This window comes from Gilliamella sp. wkB112, assembly GCF_001690685.1.
Taxonomy (GTDB): Bacteria; Pseudomonadota; Gammaproteobacteria; order Enterobacterales; family Orbaceae; genus Gilliamella; species Gilliamella apicola_J.
The window spans coordinates 149,000-168,228 of the sequence record NZ_LZGL01000020.1; the positions used below are offsets into that span (position 1 = coordinate 149,000).

Sequence of the window (19,229 nt, forward strand, 5' to 3'; positions counted from 1 at the left end):
AATCTGTTATTTTGAAAGAATTGATGAGACGATAACTTTTTGATAATAATCAATATATTTATTCATATTAACAAAACCAGTTTGTGACTCCATCGCATTAAGCATCCCCATGGTCATGGCGCGTTTAAGCATTGCTTGCGTATTTTCATTTTCATGAATGCTTACAGCAAGGCCGGCTAACGTAACATCACCAGAACCGACAGGGTTGACAACATTTATTTTTGGAATAGAAATTTGATAAAAATGATTATTGCAACGAGCAAAGGCGCCATTTTTACCTAACGAAATAATGACGTAAGGAATATTATTAAGTAGAGGATGATTAATGGCTCTAATTAATGAATCACAGTTATTTGGATCGATATCCATTTGTGTAATTTGCTGTAATTCATCCCTATTGGGTTTAATTAAAAATGGTTTATCATTTGACTGTAAAGTTTCAAGTAAAATTTTACCAGATGTATCAAGTAATACTGGAATCTGATACTTTTTGGCTTCTGCAATTAACTGGGTATAAAAATTGAGGGGGAATCCTTGTGGTAAAGACCCTGAAATAGTAATGACTTTTGATTTATTTAATAAAGACTGAAAATGCTGAAAAAATACGTTAACATCTTGGTCATTTAAAATCGGCCCTGATTCAAGAATTTCTGTTTGATTCCCTTCGTGTAAAATCGCAATACAGTTTCTCGATTCATGCTCCGTAATATAGAAATTATAGTCAATATTATCATTATTTAGCTCTTTTTGAATAAATTCGCCAGTTGTTCCTCCTATAACTCCTGATGCTAAAACAGGTATCTCAGAATATTTAATTCCTCTTGTGACGTTAAGTCCTTTCCCTCCCGCTGTTTTTTTTACATTAGAAACCCGATTAATATCATTGATAACTAATTTATTCAACGGATACGATATATCCACAGAAGGATTCATCGTAATTGTTAATATCATATTTTCACCTACGCATTGAGCACGATAGGAGAAATAACCATTATTATTGATCAAATATTTAAGAATAAAAAAAGAAATTTTGTTAATAACAAATTGATTATTATTGTTATTTCATCTTATAGATAATTTATTCTTGCATATTTATATATCAATAAAATATATTTTTAAAAGTAAACTATTATTAGCTAAATTATCAGACTGCTATAAAACAAATACCTTTAGCTTCAAATTCTTGCTGACAGTTACTGTCCACATTGGTATCAGTAATAATGGTATTTAATTTATCTAATGGCAATACCACATTAAATCCATTTCGACCAAACTTTGATGAATCTAAAACAGCAATCACGTTTTTAGCTGCATTTGCCATAACACTACTAATAGTATAACCTTCGTTAAATGTTGTTATTCCTCTTTTCGCATCAATTCCATCTGCACCAACAAATAAAATATCAGCAGAGATGCCATCTAGCGATTGCTCGGCGATTTTTCCATGAAAAGAACGTGTCTTATGTCTAAGTGTACCACCACACATAAACAACATAATGTCGCTATTATCTGATAAGATAAACGCAGACGTAAGACTATTTGTGATTACTGTGATATGTTTTAATTTAACAAGTTCTTCAGCTATCAACATGGTGGTACTTCCACTATCTAAAATAATGGTATCACCCTCTTTTACATGTTTAACCGCTTCTATAGCAATACGTTTTTTAGCTTCAATAAAGCGCTGATAACGTTCTTCTAATTGCAGTTCTTTAAATGATTTAGTTTCATCATTAGATATGATTTTGGTTGCACCACCATGAAACCGAGTAAGCACACCTTGCTTTTCCAACAATCTAAGATCTGTCCTAATTGTCACTTCTGAAACATCATACTGTCCAGCTAAGTCACTGACTAATAAAGTTCCTTTAATGTTAAGTAGATCTACTATTTGTTGACGTCTTTCACTAGCATTCATAATATTTCCTTTTTCGAAAACTTTTCAGCAGTGTATAACAAACAAAATCAAAAGATAAGTTATCTTTTTAATGATGAGTATCAATCAAATAATTACATACAATTCAATAGTATTTTTCCATTCATAGGATTACCATTTAAGGAATTAACTTGCTTAATAAACGAATCAAAATCACCAATACTAGCAATAAGTTCATCGAGTTTTATTTTTCCATCCATAAAAAATTGACTAACTAATTGCCATTCTTTTCCTGGCCATGGTGCTGAATAATTCATCCAACTTCCTAAAATTTGTAATTCTTTTCTTAAAATCAAACCAAAGTTTTTTTCAGATAATGTAATATCATTATGTAATGTACCAATTAAACCCACAATTGCCCTAGGTCCAGCAATTTCAACTGCGAGTTTAACTGTAACTGGTGAACCCGCTGTTTCTAATACAATTTGATCAAAACGATGAGGAGATAATGCATGATTAATTTCTTCTGGAGTCAGAGATTTAGAATTATAAACCTCATTAGCGCCTAAACGTTTTGCAAGTTCTAACCGTTCTTCATTAATATCAATAACAGCAACAGATTTAGCTCCCATAGCTTTAGCACATTGCATTACAAGCAATCCGATTGTACCTCCACCGACAATTACCACATTTTTATTTTGACATCCCCCTGCTAATAAAAGTGTATGCATGCCGACAGTCATAGGTTCAAAAAATGCACCTTCAATTGGCCTCACTCCTTTTGGCAATTTAAAAGCATTTCTTTTATCAAGTACAATATATTCAGCAAATCCCCCTGTTATCCTTGAACCAACAAAAACATAATTTTTACAAAGTGAATAATAATGCTTTTGGCATTCTTCACATTTAAAGCATGGTAATAAGGGAACACAGGATACTAAATCTCCCACTTCAAACTCTACTACATCGCCGCCTATTTCAACAACATTACCACTAAACTCGTGACCTAAAGTTATAGGGTAAAAATGTGCACCATGATCGAATATTCTAGGGATATCTGAACCACATAGTCCTGAATAAGCAACTTTTACTAGAATTTGCACTGGAGATGTTATTTGGGGTTTTTCAACATCCTGAATAGACAAATCTCCCCCTTCATTAACTACAACCGCTTTCATTTTCTTTTCCTTTATTAGTTTTCAAATTACGTTGATAGTTGATCTCATTAATAAGTAAACACATGGATTATTTGATAGAGTTATTATTTGCTGATTATTTATCTACAGTTTTTTCTTCAGCTATTTGTTGTTCTTTTAAATACAATTTGTATTTTTGTGCTCGCTTCCATGTCAAAAACAAGCAGAATAGATAAAACAGTCCAATAAGCGCAAAACCAATCGGTTGTTTTAAGTTGACAAGTTGCACAAGAATGTAAGTTATTGGTGAACCACCTTGATCCATGGCCCCAACTGAAATTCCACTGCCTGAAGTAACAGTTCCAGCATTAATAGCTAATTGAGTTGTTAGAGGAACCATTTGGGTCGCAATCCATAAAGTAATAGCAATAATAATTGCACCAGAAATTATAATTCTGAATAAGTTACCTTTATGAATAGCTACTCCCATAGCGATAAAAAAGCCGATTGTGGCTAAGTCACCAAATGGTAGGACTTCGTTACCAGGTAAAATAATCGCGATAAAAATACTTAAAGGAATAAATATTAGGCTTGCTGATACTACTGTTGAATGACCCAATAATAATGCAGGATCTAAACCAATAAGAAAGTCTTGCCCACCAAATTTTGATTGTAAATGCTTACGGGCTTGTTTAGATATTGGAGTTAAACCATCCATAATAGGTTTAATAACACGCGGCATTAATAACATTACCGCAGCTGTTTGAATTGACAATTGCAATGTTTGTTTTAAGCCATAACCAGCTAACAGCCCTAAAACAACTCCCATAAATAAACCAACTGTCACTGGTTCACCAAAGGCGCCAAATCGCTTTTGCATATCAACAGCATTAAAATTAATTTTATTAATGCCAGGAATTTTTTCAATTACGGCATCAACAAATACTGCAATTGGACCGCAATAGGCTGAAGTTCCATGGGGAACAGCAATACCATCAAGCTCAAAAAACTCTTTGGTATCTTTTGCAAACCAGTCACCTAATTTATAAGCAATAACTGCATGGATAACTACGCCAGCAATACCAAGCCAATAAGAACCTGTTGCAATATAAACAAGTGCACCTGTAAATGTCATATGCCATATATTCCAAATATCAACATTGACTACGCGTGTTAGTCGTAAAACTAGCATTAAAATATTAACCGCTATAGCAATAGGTATAGCAACCAATGCAATTTGAGAAGCCCAAGTCATAGGAGCGGCGCCCGGCCAACCAACATCTACAACGTTCAAACTTATGTCAAATCTTTCAGCCATTGCCTGAGCAGCTGGTCCTACAGAGCTAGTTAACAAACCAACTACTAACCCAATACCAACAAACCCTATACCTATATGTATCCCTGCTTTTAATGCATCACCAACCTTCATTCTTAATACTAATGAAAAAATAATAATAACAATAGGTAACATAACAGATGGACCTAGGTCCAAAATATACTGCATAATTTCAGTAAACATAGGTTTATCCTTTTAAAATAGCTAATATTTTTTCTTTTAACTGCTCAATTCCAACCCCTGAAACAAAAGGCATTCCGTGAACAATGGGAATATCACCAAAAGTTTGATCCATTCTTGCAGTAGTACAGATCAAATCAGCATCATCAATGAAAGTACTAATCTCATTAATACGGCATTGGACGAGATCGAATTGAATGTTATTTTCATTGCATAATTCTTTTATCTCTTCTGCTGCTAAAGTTGATGTTGCAACAGCACCACCACATGCAACAATTATTTTCTTTTTCATAATGCCTCCAAAAACTATTGATTAAATATCACGTTGTTAAAACGCCCAGCAATTTCACTTTGCGGTGCATGTAATAAGAATTGATAGAATTCTTTATTTTGTAGATTTGAAAAAAGAGCTTTTAATAATGTTAGTTGATCTGCAGGTGAAGTAACTACAAGTGAAATAATCAATGAAACATTTACTTTGCCAACATCATCTGCTCGGTTAAAAGCAACAGGGGATTGGGTACGAATAATAAAAATAGCTGGGGTATTAGCATGTTGTGCATCACAATGAGGAATAGCCACAGCATAACCATCGAGTTCAATACCCGTTGGAAATGAATTTTCTCGCTCAATTAAAGCATTTAAATGACTATCTTTTACAATACCTTTTTGTTGTAGTTTCTTACTAATATAAGTCAACGCTTCTATATCATCGCCAAATGTAAGATTTTCTTCGAAAAGGAGCTGACATTTATTCATATTAGATCTCCAATGATGTTCTTCATGTTATATTTTAGGCTTGGGTTTCGAAATCAAAAGGCATAATGAAAGACTAATTACTTTCTAATGGGGAAGCAAACGGAAAATTACTTTTTTGTGATCGAAATCTAATTTTCTAAATAAAAATTTAATTAATACTATTTACTGATGACACAAAAAATATTAAAAATATCTTAATATCTTGATATGAATAATAAAAATGATGTTTGGAGTGTTATATACTTATTATTAAATGAAGTAATATCATAAAGTTAACAGGTTAGAGTTAGGTTTAGGTTTAGATTTGCATAAATTTTACCAATCTAATAAATTCAATAGTTTTAAACAATACGCATTCTATTGGACAATATGCCATTTAAACATGTCACACAAATCTAATTAGATTTTGGGGGGAGAAAATATAAAAAATTAAATTACATGTTATTCTTTAATTGATAAAATATTTTTATATCTTTTGTACAAATTATTTCAATAACATCACCTAAAATCTGATCAAGATCACAAAAAAAGATATTTTAAATTGCTAAAAAATATTAAAATAGCAAAATGTTACCAGTAACAAGTATAGTAATACAGGATTAATTATAATGAAAAAGCATAAACAGGTTTTTATATTAATGGGTGTATCTGGTAGTGGTAAATCCGCAGTTGCTAAACAAGTAGCTTATGATCTGGATGCTGCTTTTTTAGATGGTGATTTTTTGCATCCTAAAGCCAATATTTTAAAAATGCGAAGTGGTACACCTCTAAACGATGAAGATCGTACCCCCTGGCTTCATTTAATTAGTAATGCAGCTTTTGCAATGAGTAATGTCAATGATGTATCAATTATTATTTGTTCATCACTAAAACGGCAGTATCGGGATATTATTCGTGGAGAAAATGAGAATGTTCATTTCATTTATTTAAAAGGAAGCTTTGAAGTTATCGCAGATCGTTTAGCGAAACGTGTAGGTCATTATCAAAAAACCAGTATGCTGCAATCACAATTTGATACCCTTGAAGAACCGACTTTAGATGAAAAAGATGTCTATACTATTGATATTGAGCAACCATTAAATAGTGTAGTACATGATACTAAAGAAGTTATAAAAACAATCTGTCATTGCTAAAAATATAAATAAAATTAAAAATAATAAAAACAAAGAGGTTAATGTGAATCATATCATTAAAGCTGTAACCCAGCGCATTATTGATCGTTCTAAAGCTTCGCGTGAGGCTTATTTACAAAAAATAGAACAAGCCATGTTAAAAAAAGTGACCAGATCTAGTTTACCGTGTAGCAATTTAGCACATGGTTTCGCCGCTTGTTGTATTAATGACAAAAATGATTTAAAAAACATCTTAAAAAGTAATATTGGTATTATTAATTCATACAATGATATGCTCTCCGCTCATAAGCCTTATGAGTTTTATCCAGAACAGATCCGTAAAGTCTTACATGAAGCTGGTGCGGTTGGTCAGATGGCTGGAGGTGTACCGGCTATGTGCGATGGTGTCACTCAAGGTGAACCAGGTATGGAACTTTCATTAATGAGCCGAGATATAATAGCTATGTCAGTTGCAGTTGCTTTATCTCACAATATGTTTGATGGCGCTTTATATTTAGGAATATGTGATAAAATTGTGCCTGGCCTTTTTGTTGGAGCTCTAACCTTTGGTCACCTACCCGCAATTTTTGTACCAGCCGGGCCAATGCCTACTGGGCTACCAAACAAAGAAAAAGTCCGTATTCGCCAATTATATTCGGAAGGTAAAGCAACACGTGAAGATTTATTAGAGTCAGAATCTGCTTCTTACCACACCAGTGGTACTTGTACTTTTTATGGAACCGCAAATAGTAACCAAATGGTTATTGAATTAATGGGCTTACACTTACCCGGGGCCGCCTTTGTTCATCCAGAAACAGCATTACGCTTTGAATTAACCAATGCCGCTGCTAAACAAATTACGCGTCTAACTAATCAATCAGGAAATTATATGCCTGTAGGTAAAATGGTTGACGAAAAGGTGATTGTAAATGGTTTAGTAGCCTTACTTGCTACTGGTGGATCTACAAATCTAACCATGCATATTGTTGCTATGGCTAAAGCAGCAGGTATTATCATTAATTGGGATGATATTTCTGATTTATCCACTGTTGTTCCTTTGCTTTGTCGAATTTATCCAAACGGACCAGCTGATATCAATTATTTTCAAGCTGCTGGTGGTACGTCATTATTAGTTAGAGAACTATTAAATGGGGGGTTGTTACATGAAGATGTTGAAACAGTTGCCGGTCATGGTTTAAGTCGTTATACCAAAGAACCTATATTAGAAAATGGTCAATTAATCTACCGAGAAGGACCAACAAAGTCATTAGACGAAAATGTCATTGCATCAATGGAAAAACCTTTTAATTCACATGGTGGATTAAAAGTAATGTCTGGTAATATTGGTCGAGCAGTAATGAAAACATCCGCAATCGCCCCAGAACATCAAATTATTGAGGCGCCAGCCGTAGTTTTTAATAGCCAATATGATTTAGATGCTGAATATAAAGCGGGAGAACTAGATAAAGATTGTGTTGTAGTGGTGCGTTACCAAGGCCCAAAAGCAATTGGTATGCCCGAACTTCATAAACTTATTACACCATTAGGCGTATTACAAGATCGCGGCTATAAAGTAGCATTATTAACCGACGGACGTTTATCTGGTGCATCAGGCAAAGTGCCGGCTGCTATTCATGTTACTCCTGAAGCCTATGAAGGTGGATTACTCAGTAAGGTAAAAGATGGCGATATGATCAGAGTTAATGGGCAAACTGGCGAAATAACGTTACTAGTTGATGAAGTAGAACTTGCTAGACGTGAACCTTATCCATTTAATTTAACCGACTCACATCATGGCTTTGGTCGTGAACTTTTTACGATTATTCGTGAAAATCTTACTTCCGCAGAAGAAGGAGCTGTTAACTTTTAGTCCTAATTATTCTGCCGTATAAAAACGGCAGAATATATTAAAATATACTCAAACGTATACCTAATTGGAAACATCTTTACAAAAATGTAATACTTTTATCAAATTAGACAGTTTAGTAGTTTTATTATTTAATAATAATTATCTACCAACAAATTAACCACATTGCTCATTTTTCCATTTAAAATGGTAATGATTTTATACAATAAACTTTGATAAAATATATTCCCAATTGCAATAAATCAAGGTATTATGTCGAAAATATAGTCAGTTTAAAATAGAGTTACTTTTTGTGAAACAAGCGTCATCAGGACATAATTGGATATCATCGATTACTGATATCTTACCTAATTATGTTATTGAAAACTATTCTCTCATTACAGTCTGCCTACTATTATTAATTGTAATTTTACTGTTCTCATTCAGCAAGTTAAGAATGGACATTATTGCCTTACTAACAATTATGGCCATTACCATTACTGGTGTATTAACTCCTGCCGAAGCATTAGCTGGATTTAGTGATCCCAATATTATCTTAATTGCCTTGCTATTTATTATAGGTGAAAGTCTGGTCAGAACTGGCATTTCATATAAGATGAGTGAATATATATTAAAAATAGCTGGCAAAAATGATATTCGTATTATTACTTATATTATGTTAGGTGTTGCTTTACTCGGTTCGGTAATGAGCTCAACTGGAGTGGTTGCTATTTTTATTCCAGTGGCAATTAGTATTGCTAATCACACCGGCATTCATATCAAAAAATTGATGATGCCAATTTGTATTGCTGCGTTAATTAGCGGTATGATGACTTTGGTTGCTACAGCACCTAACTTAGTTGTAAATAGTGAACTTGACCGTTCTTCATTAACTGAATTCAAATTTTTCTCCATTACACCAATTGGCTTATGCGTTTTAATATTTGGGATTATTTATTGCATAATTACTCGCAATTGGTTACTTACTGCTGAACAAATAACACCAACAAAATCACAACCACAAAGACGAAAAATTACTGACTTAATCAGGGATTATAAATTAACTGGTCGTGCCCATCGAGCACAAATACTAACTGGTTCACCTTTTGTGGGACGTACCATAGATAGTTTACATTTACGTAGTGAACACGGAGTAAATGTTATAGGTATTGAACGCTGGCGTAAATTCCGAAAAGTCTTAATCCCAGTTAACGGTACCACTGAATTTCGTGAAAATGATATCTTATTACTTGACATGTCACACTCGGAAGCTGATTACCGTACATTTTTAACTAATAATAACCTTGAACCTAAAGTATTACGTGGTGAATATTTTTCCGAACAAGTTAAAGAAGTAGGTATGGCCGAAGTAGCATTACTACCCGAATCAACGCTATGCGGCAAAACATTAAATGAACTTGATTTCAGAGCAAAATATTTTTTAACAGTGATTGGTATTTGGCGCAACCATGCACCCGTTGAAACAAATAACCTATTTCAAGAACGTTTAGAAATGAGTGACACGCTATTAGTTTGTGGCGGTTGGGGATCAATTCAAAAATTACAAACACGAACCAATGATTTTGTAGTATTAGATTTTCCAGCAGATATAGATGATATTGCACCAGCAAGTTCACAAGCTTATGCAGCTTTAATAAATCTTGCCATAATGATCATATTAATGGTAACAGGTATTGTACCTAACGTGGTTGCTGCACTTATTGCCTGTTTATTAATGGGTGCTACCCGTTGCATAGATATGAATAGTGCATATAAGTCCATACACTGGCCATCTTTAATTTTAATTATCGGCATGATGCCTTTTGCAATAGCACTAAGTAAAACTGGTGGCATATCACTAATTTCTGATTGGCTGGAAATACATTTAAAATCTTATGGCCCATATGTAGTGCTAACATTTATTTTTTTACTCTGTTCAACAGTTGGATTATTTATCTCTAATACAGCTACAGCTATTTTAATAGCACCTATCGCCATCAATTTGGCAATAAAATTTGGTTACTCACCTTATCCATTCGCTATGACTGTTGCCATTGCTACCTCCGCATCATTTATTACTCCTGTTTCATCACCGGTTAAGACAATGATTGTAGCTCCTGGTGGATATAGCTTTGGTGATTTTGTGAAAATTGGCGTTCCATTAACCTTTCTAGTAATGGCGATCGATATTGCAATAGTCCCTATATTTTTCCCGTTTTAAATTCTGATATCTATTATGTATAAATTAAACATTTGCCATCATAATAACCATATAAATGATATTAATAGGTTTTTATTGATGACAAATAACTAAGAATTATATTTTTAAATACAAGGAATGGTAAAAAATGAATGATTTATTACGTTATATTCTCGCTTTTGGCGTAGTTTTAGTTATACTTTTATTTTTGAGCTTTATGTTAGTTATAGTAGGTAGACTCAAAAGCAAAACACTTATCCGTCAAATTAACGCTGGGAAAATAAGTGATGCCAAATTAATACGTTTATATAATCAATGCAAAAAATGGAAAGATAGTAAATTTGCAGCAATTTTGTCCTCTGGTATTTTTTATAAACAATGGATGAAAATACAAAATGATATTTTTGCAGCTTATGAACAAGGTATGATTAAACGGAATCTTCCTTTATAGTATAAATTAATTAAACAAAAGAGAAGCTATTTAATTGTGATTTTTTCAGATTAAAGCTTCTCTATAAAATTTCTAGTATAATGCCAATAATTTTTAGATTATGGACATTATTATGCCTCACTCGACTAACCCACTAAATATAATTTTTGCAGGGACTCCAGACTTTGCAGCAATCCATCTACAAGCACTACTCAATAGTGAACACAATATAATTGCTGTATTTACTCAGCCAGATCGCCCTGCTGGTCGGGGGAACAAGTTAACTGCAAGCCCGGTTAAACAATTAGCACTAGCAAATAACTTACCTGTTTATCAACCCGCTTCATTGAAAAAAGAAGAAAATCAGCGAATCATTGCTGAACTTAAGGCTGATATTATGATTGTTGTTGCTTATGGTTTAATTTTACCTCAGGCAGTGCTTGATATGCCAAAATTAGGTTGTTTAAATGTCCATGGTTCATTATTACCTCGCTGGCGTGGAGCAGCACCAATTCAACGAGCTTGTTGGGCTGGCGATAAGCAAACAGGTATCACCATTATGCAAATGGATGCCGGGCTTGATACTGGTGACATGTTATTCAAACTAAGTTGCCCTATTGAACCAACAGATACTAGTGCATCTTTATATGATAAATTGGCTCAATTAGGACCTCAAGGCTTACTTAAAACTTTAACCCTAATCAACGAAGGAAAGATTAAACCTGAAAAGCAAGATGTTACCCAAGCCACTTACGCAGAGAAGTTATCTAAACAAGAAGCAAAGCTAGACTGGAATTTACCAGCAATACAACTTGAACGATGTGTTCGCGCTTTTAACCCATGGCCGGTAAGTTATTTTGCAGTCAATGGAGAAATGGTTAAAGTATGGCAAGCTCAAGCGATAGTTACTGAACATAACCAACCTGTTGGCACAATTCTCCAAGCAGATAAACAAGGGATTTGCATTGCAACAAGTGACGGAGCGTTAAATATGACACGGCTACAACCAGCGGGGAAAAAACCGATGGCAGCACAAGATTTATTAAACTCCCGCAAAGCATGGTTTATTGTTGGTCAGATACTCAGTACTAATTAAAAATATCAATGTACAGTTATAACAGGGTAATACCCTGTTAATATTATTTTTTCCTTGCTAATAAAGTGGCAAATCTTAATTTAATTCGATTACCATGTATATCTGTTTTATGTAGTTCACCAATATCTTCGTTATACTTCAATATTTTCCAATTTTTATAGTAATTAATTAGTTCTTGTTCTTTGAAAGTAAATGAAAAACCAACTGGACAAGGATAATCCTGAGTAGACATAGCACTAACAATTAAATTATAACCGCCTGTTTTAGTGATTACTTGCATATTATGGATAATATCTGGAATGCGATCAGGTTGTAAAAACATCATTACCACAGTTGAAATAATCAGATCATATTTACCTTGCCAACTAGCTTGATTAATATCATAAACAAATGCATTAATATGAGATAAATGTTCATTAGTAATGATTTCTTGTAAATTATTAATGCTCAGTTCAGACTTATCAACCGCATCAACATTAAAACCCAGTAATTGCAGATATAGTGAATTTCGTCCAGATCCACAACCAAGATCTAAAACGCTACCAGTAGTTGGTATTAGTTGGCAAGTCTCATAGACGTCAGAATGTGTTTTAGTCATCTGATATTTTTTATTAGTATAATCTTCGGGTAAACAATAAAAAGATAATTGGCAGCTAAGATCATCTGATACTGCGGCAATACGGTGCCATTGCTGTGGCGCTATAAATGGTGGCTGATGTTGAGTATTAAAATGTTGCCGATTAACAATTTCACCTTCTGAAGTTAATATGTCAAAATCTAAGCTACCCTCAATAATTTGTAACTTTGCCCAAGTACCAATTTGGGTATTATGTTTTTCACAGAATGGAGGCGGTAGAGTTTCTGCATTCCAGATAGGTAACTTTTTATAGCAAACTAAATTTTCCATGATGATACCACTGCTAATTGCAATTAATAGTTGACTATTATAGTAAACTATTCGAATAGTAAATAGTTTTTTAGCAAAATTTTAATAACAATAAGATAGCTAAAAATAAATTTATGGTAGCGAAGTTGGCTTTATCAACATATAATCGTCATCATCCTAGACGATAGAGTAAAAACATTAGAGGAATAATTTATGGGATTTTTAACAGGCAAACGATTACTTGTTACGGGTGTTGCAAGTAATCGTTCTATTGCTTACGGTATCGCGCAATCTATGCATCGTGAAGGCGCTGAATTAGCTTTTACTTATCAAAGTGATAAATTAAAAGGCCGTGTTGAAGAGTTTGCGGCTGATTTTGGTTCTAAAATCGTCCTACCATGTGATGTTGCACATGACGAAAGCATCACAAACTTGTTTACTGAACTTGCAAAAGTATGGGATAAATTTGACGGATTTGTACATGCAATTGCCTTTGCTCCTGGTGATCAATTAGATGGCGATTATGTTAATGCAGTTACCCGTGAAGGTTTTTCAATTGCACATGATATTAGTTCATATAGCTTTGTTGCCTTAGCTAAAGCATGTCGAGCAATGCTAAATCCAAATTCTGCTTTATTAACCCTTTCTTATCTTGGTGCTGAACGAGCGATTCCTAATTATAATGTAATGGGGTTAGCTAAAGCGTCGTTAGAGGCAAATGTTCGATACATGGCAAATGCAATGGGGCCTGAAGGTATTCGTGTTAATGCCATTTCTGCAGGACCAATTCGAACACTAGCAGCATCCGGTATTAAAGATTTTAAAAAGATGTTATCTCACTGCGAATCAGTTACACCTATCCGCCGTACAGTAACTACTGAAGATGTTGGCAATTCAGCTGCATTTTTATGTTCAAATTTAGCCTCAGGTATTACTGGTGAAGTAGTGCATGTTGATGGTGGATTTAGTATTGCAGCAATGAACGAATTAGAACTTAAATAATTAAATTTAACAAACTTCCCGCTAGGTGGGGGAAGTTTGTTATTTGCTAATTATGTGAAACACGTTACCCCCTTAAATAATCCTAACAAATGACAGAATATTTATTACCATACTAATATTTATCAGTCTCTGCGGTAAAATCACTACTAATAAAACTCTAACTTTATTTATTTTGCTAAATATTGGCATAAATAAGCAGTTATTTCAGCAATCAGAAAAACTTTACCAGCGTCAAAAATCTGCCAATCTTTTACATTTGGTAACAGCACGTTTAGTGGACTAGTAATAACGGTCATCTGCTCGGATAATTGGTACTAAAAATATATTCTCCTAGCAAGATAATACCTACCTCAGCTTAGCCTAATGATGCTTTTTTAAAACTAATTGATTTAACTTTAACATGAAAATAACGTTAAATATCAATTAATTACATGATTTTTTGGATAAACACAGAAAATAGCATACAGATAAGATTTTTTCCGTTAAAATCTACTCTTAATTTGCTCAGTAATAGTCTGTCGGAGAAAAAATGAAAATAGCAAAAAACAAAGTAGTCAGCTTGGCATATCAAGTTAGAACAAAAGATGGTGTTTTAGTTGATGAGGCAACAACGGCTTCCCCTCTTCAATATTTACATGGTGCTGGTAATTTATTACAAAATCTTGAAACGGCATTAGAAGGTCACAAAATTGGGGATAAATTTGATGTTGAACTAATCAATGCGTATGGCGATTTTAATGATAAATTGGTACAAAATGTTCCCCGTGACGTATTTGTTGGTGTGGATGAACTTGAAGTGGGTATGCGTTTTTTTGCTGATACTGAACATGGTTCATTACCTGTTGAAATCACAGCTATTGATGGTGATACAATTACTATTGATGGCAACCACATGTTAGCAGGGCAAGATCTGCTATTTAACATTGAGGTTGTTGATATTCGTGATGCAACTGAAGAAGAAATTGCTCATGGACATATTCATGGAGCGCATGACCATGAGCATAGTGGTTGCGGTTGTGGAAGCCATGACCATGAAGAAGATGAAAATAGTGATTGCTGTGGTGGTGGGCATGGTAGTTGCGGTTGCCATTAATTTTGATAAATAAATTATTATATATGAGCGCTGCTATAGCGCTTTCTTTTTCTATATGTAAAAGCTTTAATTCTTCTGAGAAATACATCTCAATATTTTCAATATATAATTGAATCTTTGTAGTTATACCATTAATAATCTTTTTTTAAACTAACTGGAAAAAATTATTATGGTATCACCAACCACAGCATTGATGCCACGTGAAAAACTCTTAAAATTTGGTGTTGAAACATTAAGCGATGCTGAACTATTAGCCTTATTTTTGCGTACAGGAACACGTAATTTACCTGTTTTAGAATTATCGCAGCGATTATTAAGAGAGTTCGGTTCTTTTTATCATTTAATTAATGCCAGCCATAGTGATTTTTGCAAAATACACGGGCTTGGTACGGCTAAATATACACAATTACAAGCAGTCGTTGAACTTGCTCATCGTTATTTAAAAATAAAGATGGCTGATACTAATTCATTAACATCAACATCATTAACTCATCATTATTTAGCTAGTCGATTAGTAAACAAAGATCGTGAAATTTTTATGGTTATTTTTTTAGATAATCAAAATCATCTAATTACTTCAGAGGAAATGTTTATTGGTACTTATAACTGTGTAGAGGTGCATCCACGAGAAATTGCCAGACGAGCATTACAACATAATGCTGCCGCTTTGATTTTAGCCCATAATCACCCTTCTGGAATAGCTGAACCTAGCCAAGCAGATCGTAATCTCACACAAAAAATTGAACTAGTTTGTGAATTGATCGATATCCGCATACTTGATCATATTGTAATAGGTAAAGGAGAATATGTATCTTTTGCAGAACGAGGATGGATTTAGTCGTTTTTTTTACTTAAAATATAATAAGTGAATAACTAACTAATTTAAGAATTTTTATGAAACAACAGCTAGAACTTTTAGAAACTAAAATAGCTTTTCAAGAAATTACCATTGAAGAACTAAATCAAATGGTAACAAACCTACAAGTAGACGTAAGTAAATTAAAAGAGCAGTTAATGTTGCTATCACAAAAATTACAATCTAATCAAACATCTAATATAGCAAACTTATCAGAAGAAACACCACCACCACACTATTAATTTAAATACTATATTACTTAATGTTCATTGATTTGATTAACTTTTGATGGAATAGTTCGCCTTGAGCGTATAAAAACATAACCGCGGTAAGTTAATAAAGAAATTAAAATCAGCAAACAACCTGTCCATTTTGTCCAGGGCATTGGTTCGGAATAAATAAGTACTCCTGCAATTGTAGTAAAGATAGGTTCTAAAATCATAATAATAGCCGCATTACCAACTGGTACATATTTTTGACCAATTAGTTGTAAAGCAAAACGTAAAACTGTGGCAATAAGAACACTAATAACAACCCATCCTAGAATGATCCAGCTAACAACTATTGGCCATGTCTCAAAAATTATAGAGAGAAAAAAACAAAAAAAGCCAGTACAAAATAACTGAATAGCTACCAATGTTAAGATCGGCATTCTCTGTACAAATTTGCTATTAAAAATAAAAAATACAGCTTGAACTAAAGCCGCAATAAAAAACCAAATTTGATTGATATTCGCTTGCCAACCATTCGATAAAGTCAAAAAAGCCAATCCGATAACGGCTATTGGCAAAGATCCCCAAAATACTAATAATGGTTTTTCTTTGAAAAATAGCCATCCAATCAATGGAACCATCAATACCGAAAGACTCATAATAAATGAACCTTCTCCAAGTTCACCACCTAAACTAATTGCCAAAATCCAAAATGTGATATTTATTGCTTGTAAACAACCAGAAAATATTGCTGTGCATAAATTAGTACAATTAATGCTTTGTTTTGCGGCTACACAAACTGGAAATAATATAATAGACGCAGATAAAAAGCGAATAGCCATAAATCCTAACGGAGGAATACCTAAAATGGCTTCTTTTGAACATACCCATCCCAGAGCTGCTAAAATAGTAGCAGCGACTAGAAACCATTCACCATTACGTTTAAGATCGATCATACAAATATAACACCATCTAATATGTTCGGTATTAATCTTAAATCTATTACATAGTTGCGTAAAGCTATCTATGTATAAATAGCATTTTTAATGAACAGTGATAATTACTAAAATGAAAACAGGTTTTATATAAAAAAACCGGCTAAATATGCCGGTTTTAATAAACAATGATTTAATAATTATTCAGCTGCAGCTTCTGCTTCTACAGCAGGACGATCAACTAACTCAATATAAGCCATTGGAGCATTATCTCCGTCACGGAAACCACATTTTAAAATACGTACATAACCACCAGGACGGGTAGCAAAACGTGGGCCTAAATCAGAAAATAATTTTTTTACTGTATCTTTATCACGGATACGTGCAAAAGCCAAACGGCGATTAGCTACGCTATCGCTTTTGGCTAGCGTAATTAACGGTTCAACGACACGACGCAACTCTTTTGCTTTTGGCAATGTAGTTTTAATGATCTCATGTTCAACAAGTGAACTAGTCATGTTACGAAACATTGCTTGACGATGGCTGCTATTTCGGTTCAGTTGACGACCACTTTTACGATGGCGCATAACTTTATCCTTCTTATATAAATTTTATTTTAGTCTTCAACAATACTAGCTGGTGGCCAGTTCTCAAGGCGCATACCTAAAGATAAACCACGTGATGCGAGTACATCCTTAATTTCAGTAAGTGATTTTTTACCAAGATTAGGGGTTTTAAGTAACTCAACTTCAGTACGTTGGACTAAATCACCAATATAATGAACTGCTTCTGCTTTTAAGCAATTAGCAGACCGAACAGTTAATTCTAAATCATCTACTGGACGTAGAAGAATAGGATCAAATTCCGGTTTATCTTCTTTTACTTCTGGTTGACGTACATCACGTAAATCAACAAAAGCTTCAAGTTGTTCAGCCAAAATAGTAGATGCACGACGAATAGACTCTTCTGGATCGATAGTACCATTGGTTTCCATATCAATAACCAACTTATCTAAATCTGTACGTTGTTCCACACGAGCCGCATCGACAGAATATGCGATACGCTCAACAGGACTATAGCATGCATCAACTAATAGACGACCAATTGGTCGTTCTTCATCTTCTGACTTAACGCGAGCAGAAGCAGGGACATAACCACGTCCTCGTTGTACACGAATACGCATATTAATTGAAGCGTTTTCATCAGTAAGATGACAAATTACTAAATCAGGATTAACAATTTCTACATCGCCATCATGGGTAATATCAGATGCAGTTACTGCACCAATACCTGATTTATTTAAAGTCAGCATAACGTCATCTTTAGTATGTACACGCACTGCTAATTTTTTCAAATTAAGCAAAATATCAAGTACATCTTCTTGAACGCCTTCTTTAGTACTGTACTCATGCAGAACACCGTCAATTTCAACTTCAGTTACTGCATAACCTGGCATTGATGATAATAGAATGCGGCGTAGAGCATTACCTAAAGTATGACCAAAACCACGCTCTAGTGGCTCTAAAGTCACTTTAGCATGAGTTTGACTGTATTGAACAACATCAACTAGGTGAGGTTTTAAAAACTCTGTTACAGAACCCTGCATTATGTCCTCTCTTAAGTGCTAACTTTACTTAGAGTAAAGTTCGACGATCAAATGTTCGTTGATATCAGCAGATAAATCTGAACGTTCTGGCAAGCGTTTAAAAACACCTTCCATTTTGCTAGCATCAACTTCTAACCATGTTGGTTTTTCACGTTGTTCAGCTAACTCTAAAGCGGCTTTAATACGTGCTTGTTTTTTCGATTTTTCGCGAACACTAATAACATCTTCAGGAGATACCTGATAAGATGCAATATTTACTACACGACCATTAACAAGAACAGCTTTATGACTAACTAATTGACGAGCTTCAGCGCGAGTCGCACCAAATCCCATACGATAAACAACATTATCTAAGCGTCGTTCTAAAAGAGCAAGAAGGTTTTCACCTGTATTGCCTTTAATACGCGCTGCATTTTTATAGTAATTACGGAATTGACGTTCTAATATTCCATAAATACGTCTAACTTTTTGTTTCTCACGTAACTGAACACCATAATCGGATAAACGCGGTTTACGCGCACCATGTTGCCCAGGAGCTTGTTCTAATTTACATTTACTATCAACCGCTCGGACGCCAGACTTAAGGAATAAATCTGTACCTTCGCGACGACTTAATTTGAGTTTTGGTCCCAAATATCTTGCCATTTTATTTCTCCAATAATCCTAAA

General features: G+C 34.0%; 20 protein-coding genes and 1 pseudogene. 9 read left to right on the forward strand and 12 right to left on the reverse strand.

The window, feature by feature from the left end; translation table 11 throughout:
* Positions 1-6: 6 nt before the first annotated feature.
* The 6 genes from A9G12_RS11200 to gatA all read right to left on the reverse strand — a co-directional run bounded on the left by A9G12_RS11200 (position 7) and on the right by gatA (position 5,287).
* Positions 7-951 (reverse strand): hexose kinase, encoded by a 945-nt coding sequence (locus A9G12_RS11200; protein ID WP_065565933.1) that lies wholly within the window; start codon positions 949-951, stop codon positions 7-9.
* Positions 952-1,144: 193 nt separating this feature from the next.
* Entirely contained in the window at positions 1,145-1,918 is a 774-nt protein-coding gene (locus A9G12_RS11205; protein ID WP_065565934.1) for a DeoR/GlpR family DNA-binding transcription regulator, read from the reverse strand.
* Positions 1,919-2,010: 92 nt separating this feature from the next.
* Positions 2,011-3,054 carry an alcohol dehydrogenase catalytic domain-containing protein gene (locus tag A9G12_RS11210; RefSeq protein WP_065565935.1) on the reverse strand — a complete coding sequence of 348 codons (1,044 nt, stop codon included), beginning with the start codon at positions 3,052-3,054 and terminating at the stop codon, positions 2,011-2,013.
* A 94-nt stretch (positions 3,055-3,148) separates the two neighbouring features.
* Positions 3,149-4,531 (reverse strand): PTS galactitol transporter subunit IIC, encoded by a 1,383-nt coding sequence (locus A9G12_RS11215; protein WP_065565936.1) that lies wholly within the window; start codon positions 4,529-4,531, stop codon positions 3,149-3,151.
* Positions 4,532-4,535: 4 nt separating this feature from the next.
* On the reverse strand, positions 4,536-4,820 hold the full coding sequence (gatB, locus tag A9G12_RS11220; RefSeq protein ID WP_065565937.1) for a PTS galactitol transporter subunit IIB: 285 nt from the start codon (positions 4,818-4,820) through the stop codon (positions 4,536-4,538).
* Between the two features lie 14 nt (positions 4,821-4,834).
* On the reverse strand, positions 4,835-5,287 hold the full coding sequence (gene gatA, locus A9G12_RS11225) for a PTS galactitol transporter subunit IIA (RefSeq protein ID WP_065565938.1): 453 nt from the start codon (positions 5,285-5,287) through the stop codon (positions 4,835-4,837).
* Between the two features lie 608 nt (positions 5,288-5,895).
* Between gatA and A9G12_RS11230 the strand changes: the two genes are divergently transcribed.
* The 5 genes from A9G12_RS11230 to fmt all read left to right on the forward strand — a co-directional run bounded on the left by A9G12_RS11230 (position 5,896) and on the right by fmt (position 11,971).
* On the forward strand, positions 5,896-6,420 hold the full coding sequence (locus tag A9G12_RS11230) for a gluconokinase, GntK/IdnK-type (protein ID WP_065565939.1): 525 nt from the start codon (positions 5,896-5,898) through the stop codon (positions 6,418-6,420).
* A 43-nt stretch (positions 6,421-6,463) separates the two neighbouring features.
* Positions 6,464-8,269 carry a phosphogluconate dehydratase gene (edd, locus tag A9G12_RS11235; RefSeq protein WP_065565940.1) on the forward strand — a complete coding sequence of 602 codons (1,806 nt, stop codon included), beginning with the start codon at positions 6,464-6,466 and terminating at the stop codon, positions 8,267-8,269.
* 319 nt (positions 8,270-8,588) lie between these two features.
* On the forward strand, positions 8,589-10,466 hold the full coding sequence (locus A9G12_RS11240; protein WP_442903487.1) for an SLC13 family permease: 1,878 nt from the start codon (positions 8,589-8,591) through the stop codon (positions 10,464-10,466).
* Between the two features lie 127 nt (positions 10,467-10,593).
* A complete protein-coding gene (locus A9G12_RS11245) occupies positions 10,594-10,896 on the forward strand; it encodes a hypothetical protein (RefSeq protein WP_065565941.1) in 303 nt (100 codons plus the stop codon).
* A 112-nt stretch (positions 10,897-11,008) separates the two neighbouring features.
* Positions 11,009-11,971, forward strand: a complete 963-nt coding sequence (fmt, locus tag A9G12_RS11250) for a methionyl-tRNA formyltransferase (RefSeq protein WP_065565942.1) — start codon at positions 11,009-11,011, stop codon at positions 11,969-11,971.
* Between the two features lie 43 nt (positions 11,972-12,014).
* Here fmt and tehB read toward each other — a convergent pair whose 3' ends face one another.
* Positions 12,015-12,878, reverse strand: coding sequence for an SAM-dependent methyltransferase TehB (tehB, locus tag A9G12_RS11255; protein WP_065565943.1), 864 nt, complete (start codon positions 12,876-12,878; stop codon positions 12,015-12,017).
* Positions 12,879-13,070: 192 nt separating this feature from the next.
* On the opposite strand from tehB, the gene fabI reads away from it, so the two are divergent.
* Positions 13,071-13,859: an enoyl-ACP reductase FabI gene (fabI, locus tag A9G12_RS11260; RefSeq protein WP_065565944.1), complete on the forward strand. Its 789-nt coding sequence runs from the start codon at positions 13,071-13,073 to the stop codon at positions 13,857-13,859.
* 167 nt (positions 13,860-14,026) lie between these two features.
* Here the strand turns inward: fabI and A9G12_RS12745 are convergent.
* Positions 14,027-14,244, reverse strand: a pseudogene (locus tag A9G12_RS12745) (pyrimidine/purine nucleoside phosphorylase).
* A gap of 144 nt (positions 14,245-14,388) precedes the next feature.
* On the opposite strand from A9G12_RS12745, the gene slyD reads away from it, so the two are divergent.
* The 3 genes from slyD (at position 14,389) to A9G12_RS11275 (ending at position 16,050) form a co-directional block, all read left to right on the forward strand.
* Positions 14,389-14,952 carry a peptidylprolyl isomerase gene (gene slyD / locus A9G12_RS11265; protein WP_065565945.1) on the forward strand — a complete coding sequence of 188 codons (564 nt, stop codon included), beginning with the start codon at positions 14,389-14,391 and terminating at the stop codon, positions 14,950-14,952.
* Between the two features lie 169 nt (positions 14,953-15,121).
* On the forward strand, positions 15,122-15,790 hold the full coding sequence (gene radC, locus A9G12_RS11270; RefSeq protein ID WP_065565946.1) for a RadC family protein: 669 nt from the start codon (positions 15,122-15,124) through the stop codon (positions 15,788-15,790).
* Positions 15,791-15,846: 56 nt separating this feature from the next.
* A complete protein-coding gene (locus tag A9G12_RS11275) occupies positions 15,847-16,050 on the forward strand; it encodes a SlyX family protein (RefSeq protein WP_065565947.1) in 204 nt (67 codons plus the stop codon).
* A 17-nt stretch (positions 16,051-16,067) separates the two neighbouring features.
* Here the strand turns inward: A9G12_RS11275 and A9G12_RS11280 are convergent, their stop codons facing one another.
* The 4 genes from A9G12_RS11280 to rpsD all read right to left on the reverse strand — a co-directional run bounded on the left by A9G12_RS11280 (position 16,068) and on the right by rpsD (position 19,206).
* Positions 16,068-16,976 carry a DMT family transporter gene (locus A9G12_RS11280; protein WP_065565948.1) on the reverse strand — a complete coding sequence of 303 codons (909 nt, stop codon included), beginning with the start codon at positions 16,974-16,976 and terminating at the stop codon, positions 16,068-16,070.
* A gap of 179 nt (positions 16,977-17,155) precedes the next feature.
* Positions 17,156-17,542, reverse strand: coding sequence for a 50S ribosomal protein L17 (gene rplQ, locus A9G12_RS11285; protein WP_034884211.1), 387 nt, complete (start codon positions 17,540-17,542; stop codon positions 17,156-17,158).
* A gap of 29 nt (positions 17,543-17,571) precedes the next feature.
* Entirely contained in the window at positions 17,572-18,561 is a 990-nt protein-coding gene (locus A9G12_RS11290) for a DNA-directed RNA polymerase subunit alpha (protein ID WP_065565949.1), read from the reverse strand.
* Between the two features lie 24 nt (positions 18,562-18,585).
* Positions 18,586-19,206 carry a 30S ribosomal protein S4 gene (rpsD, locus tag A9G12_RS11295; RefSeq protein ID WP_065557258.1) on the reverse strand — a complete coding sequence of 207 codons (621 nt, stop codon included), beginning with the start codon at positions 19,204-19,206 and terminating at the stop codon, positions 18,586-18,588.
* Positions 19,207-19,229: the final 23 nt, after the last annotated feature.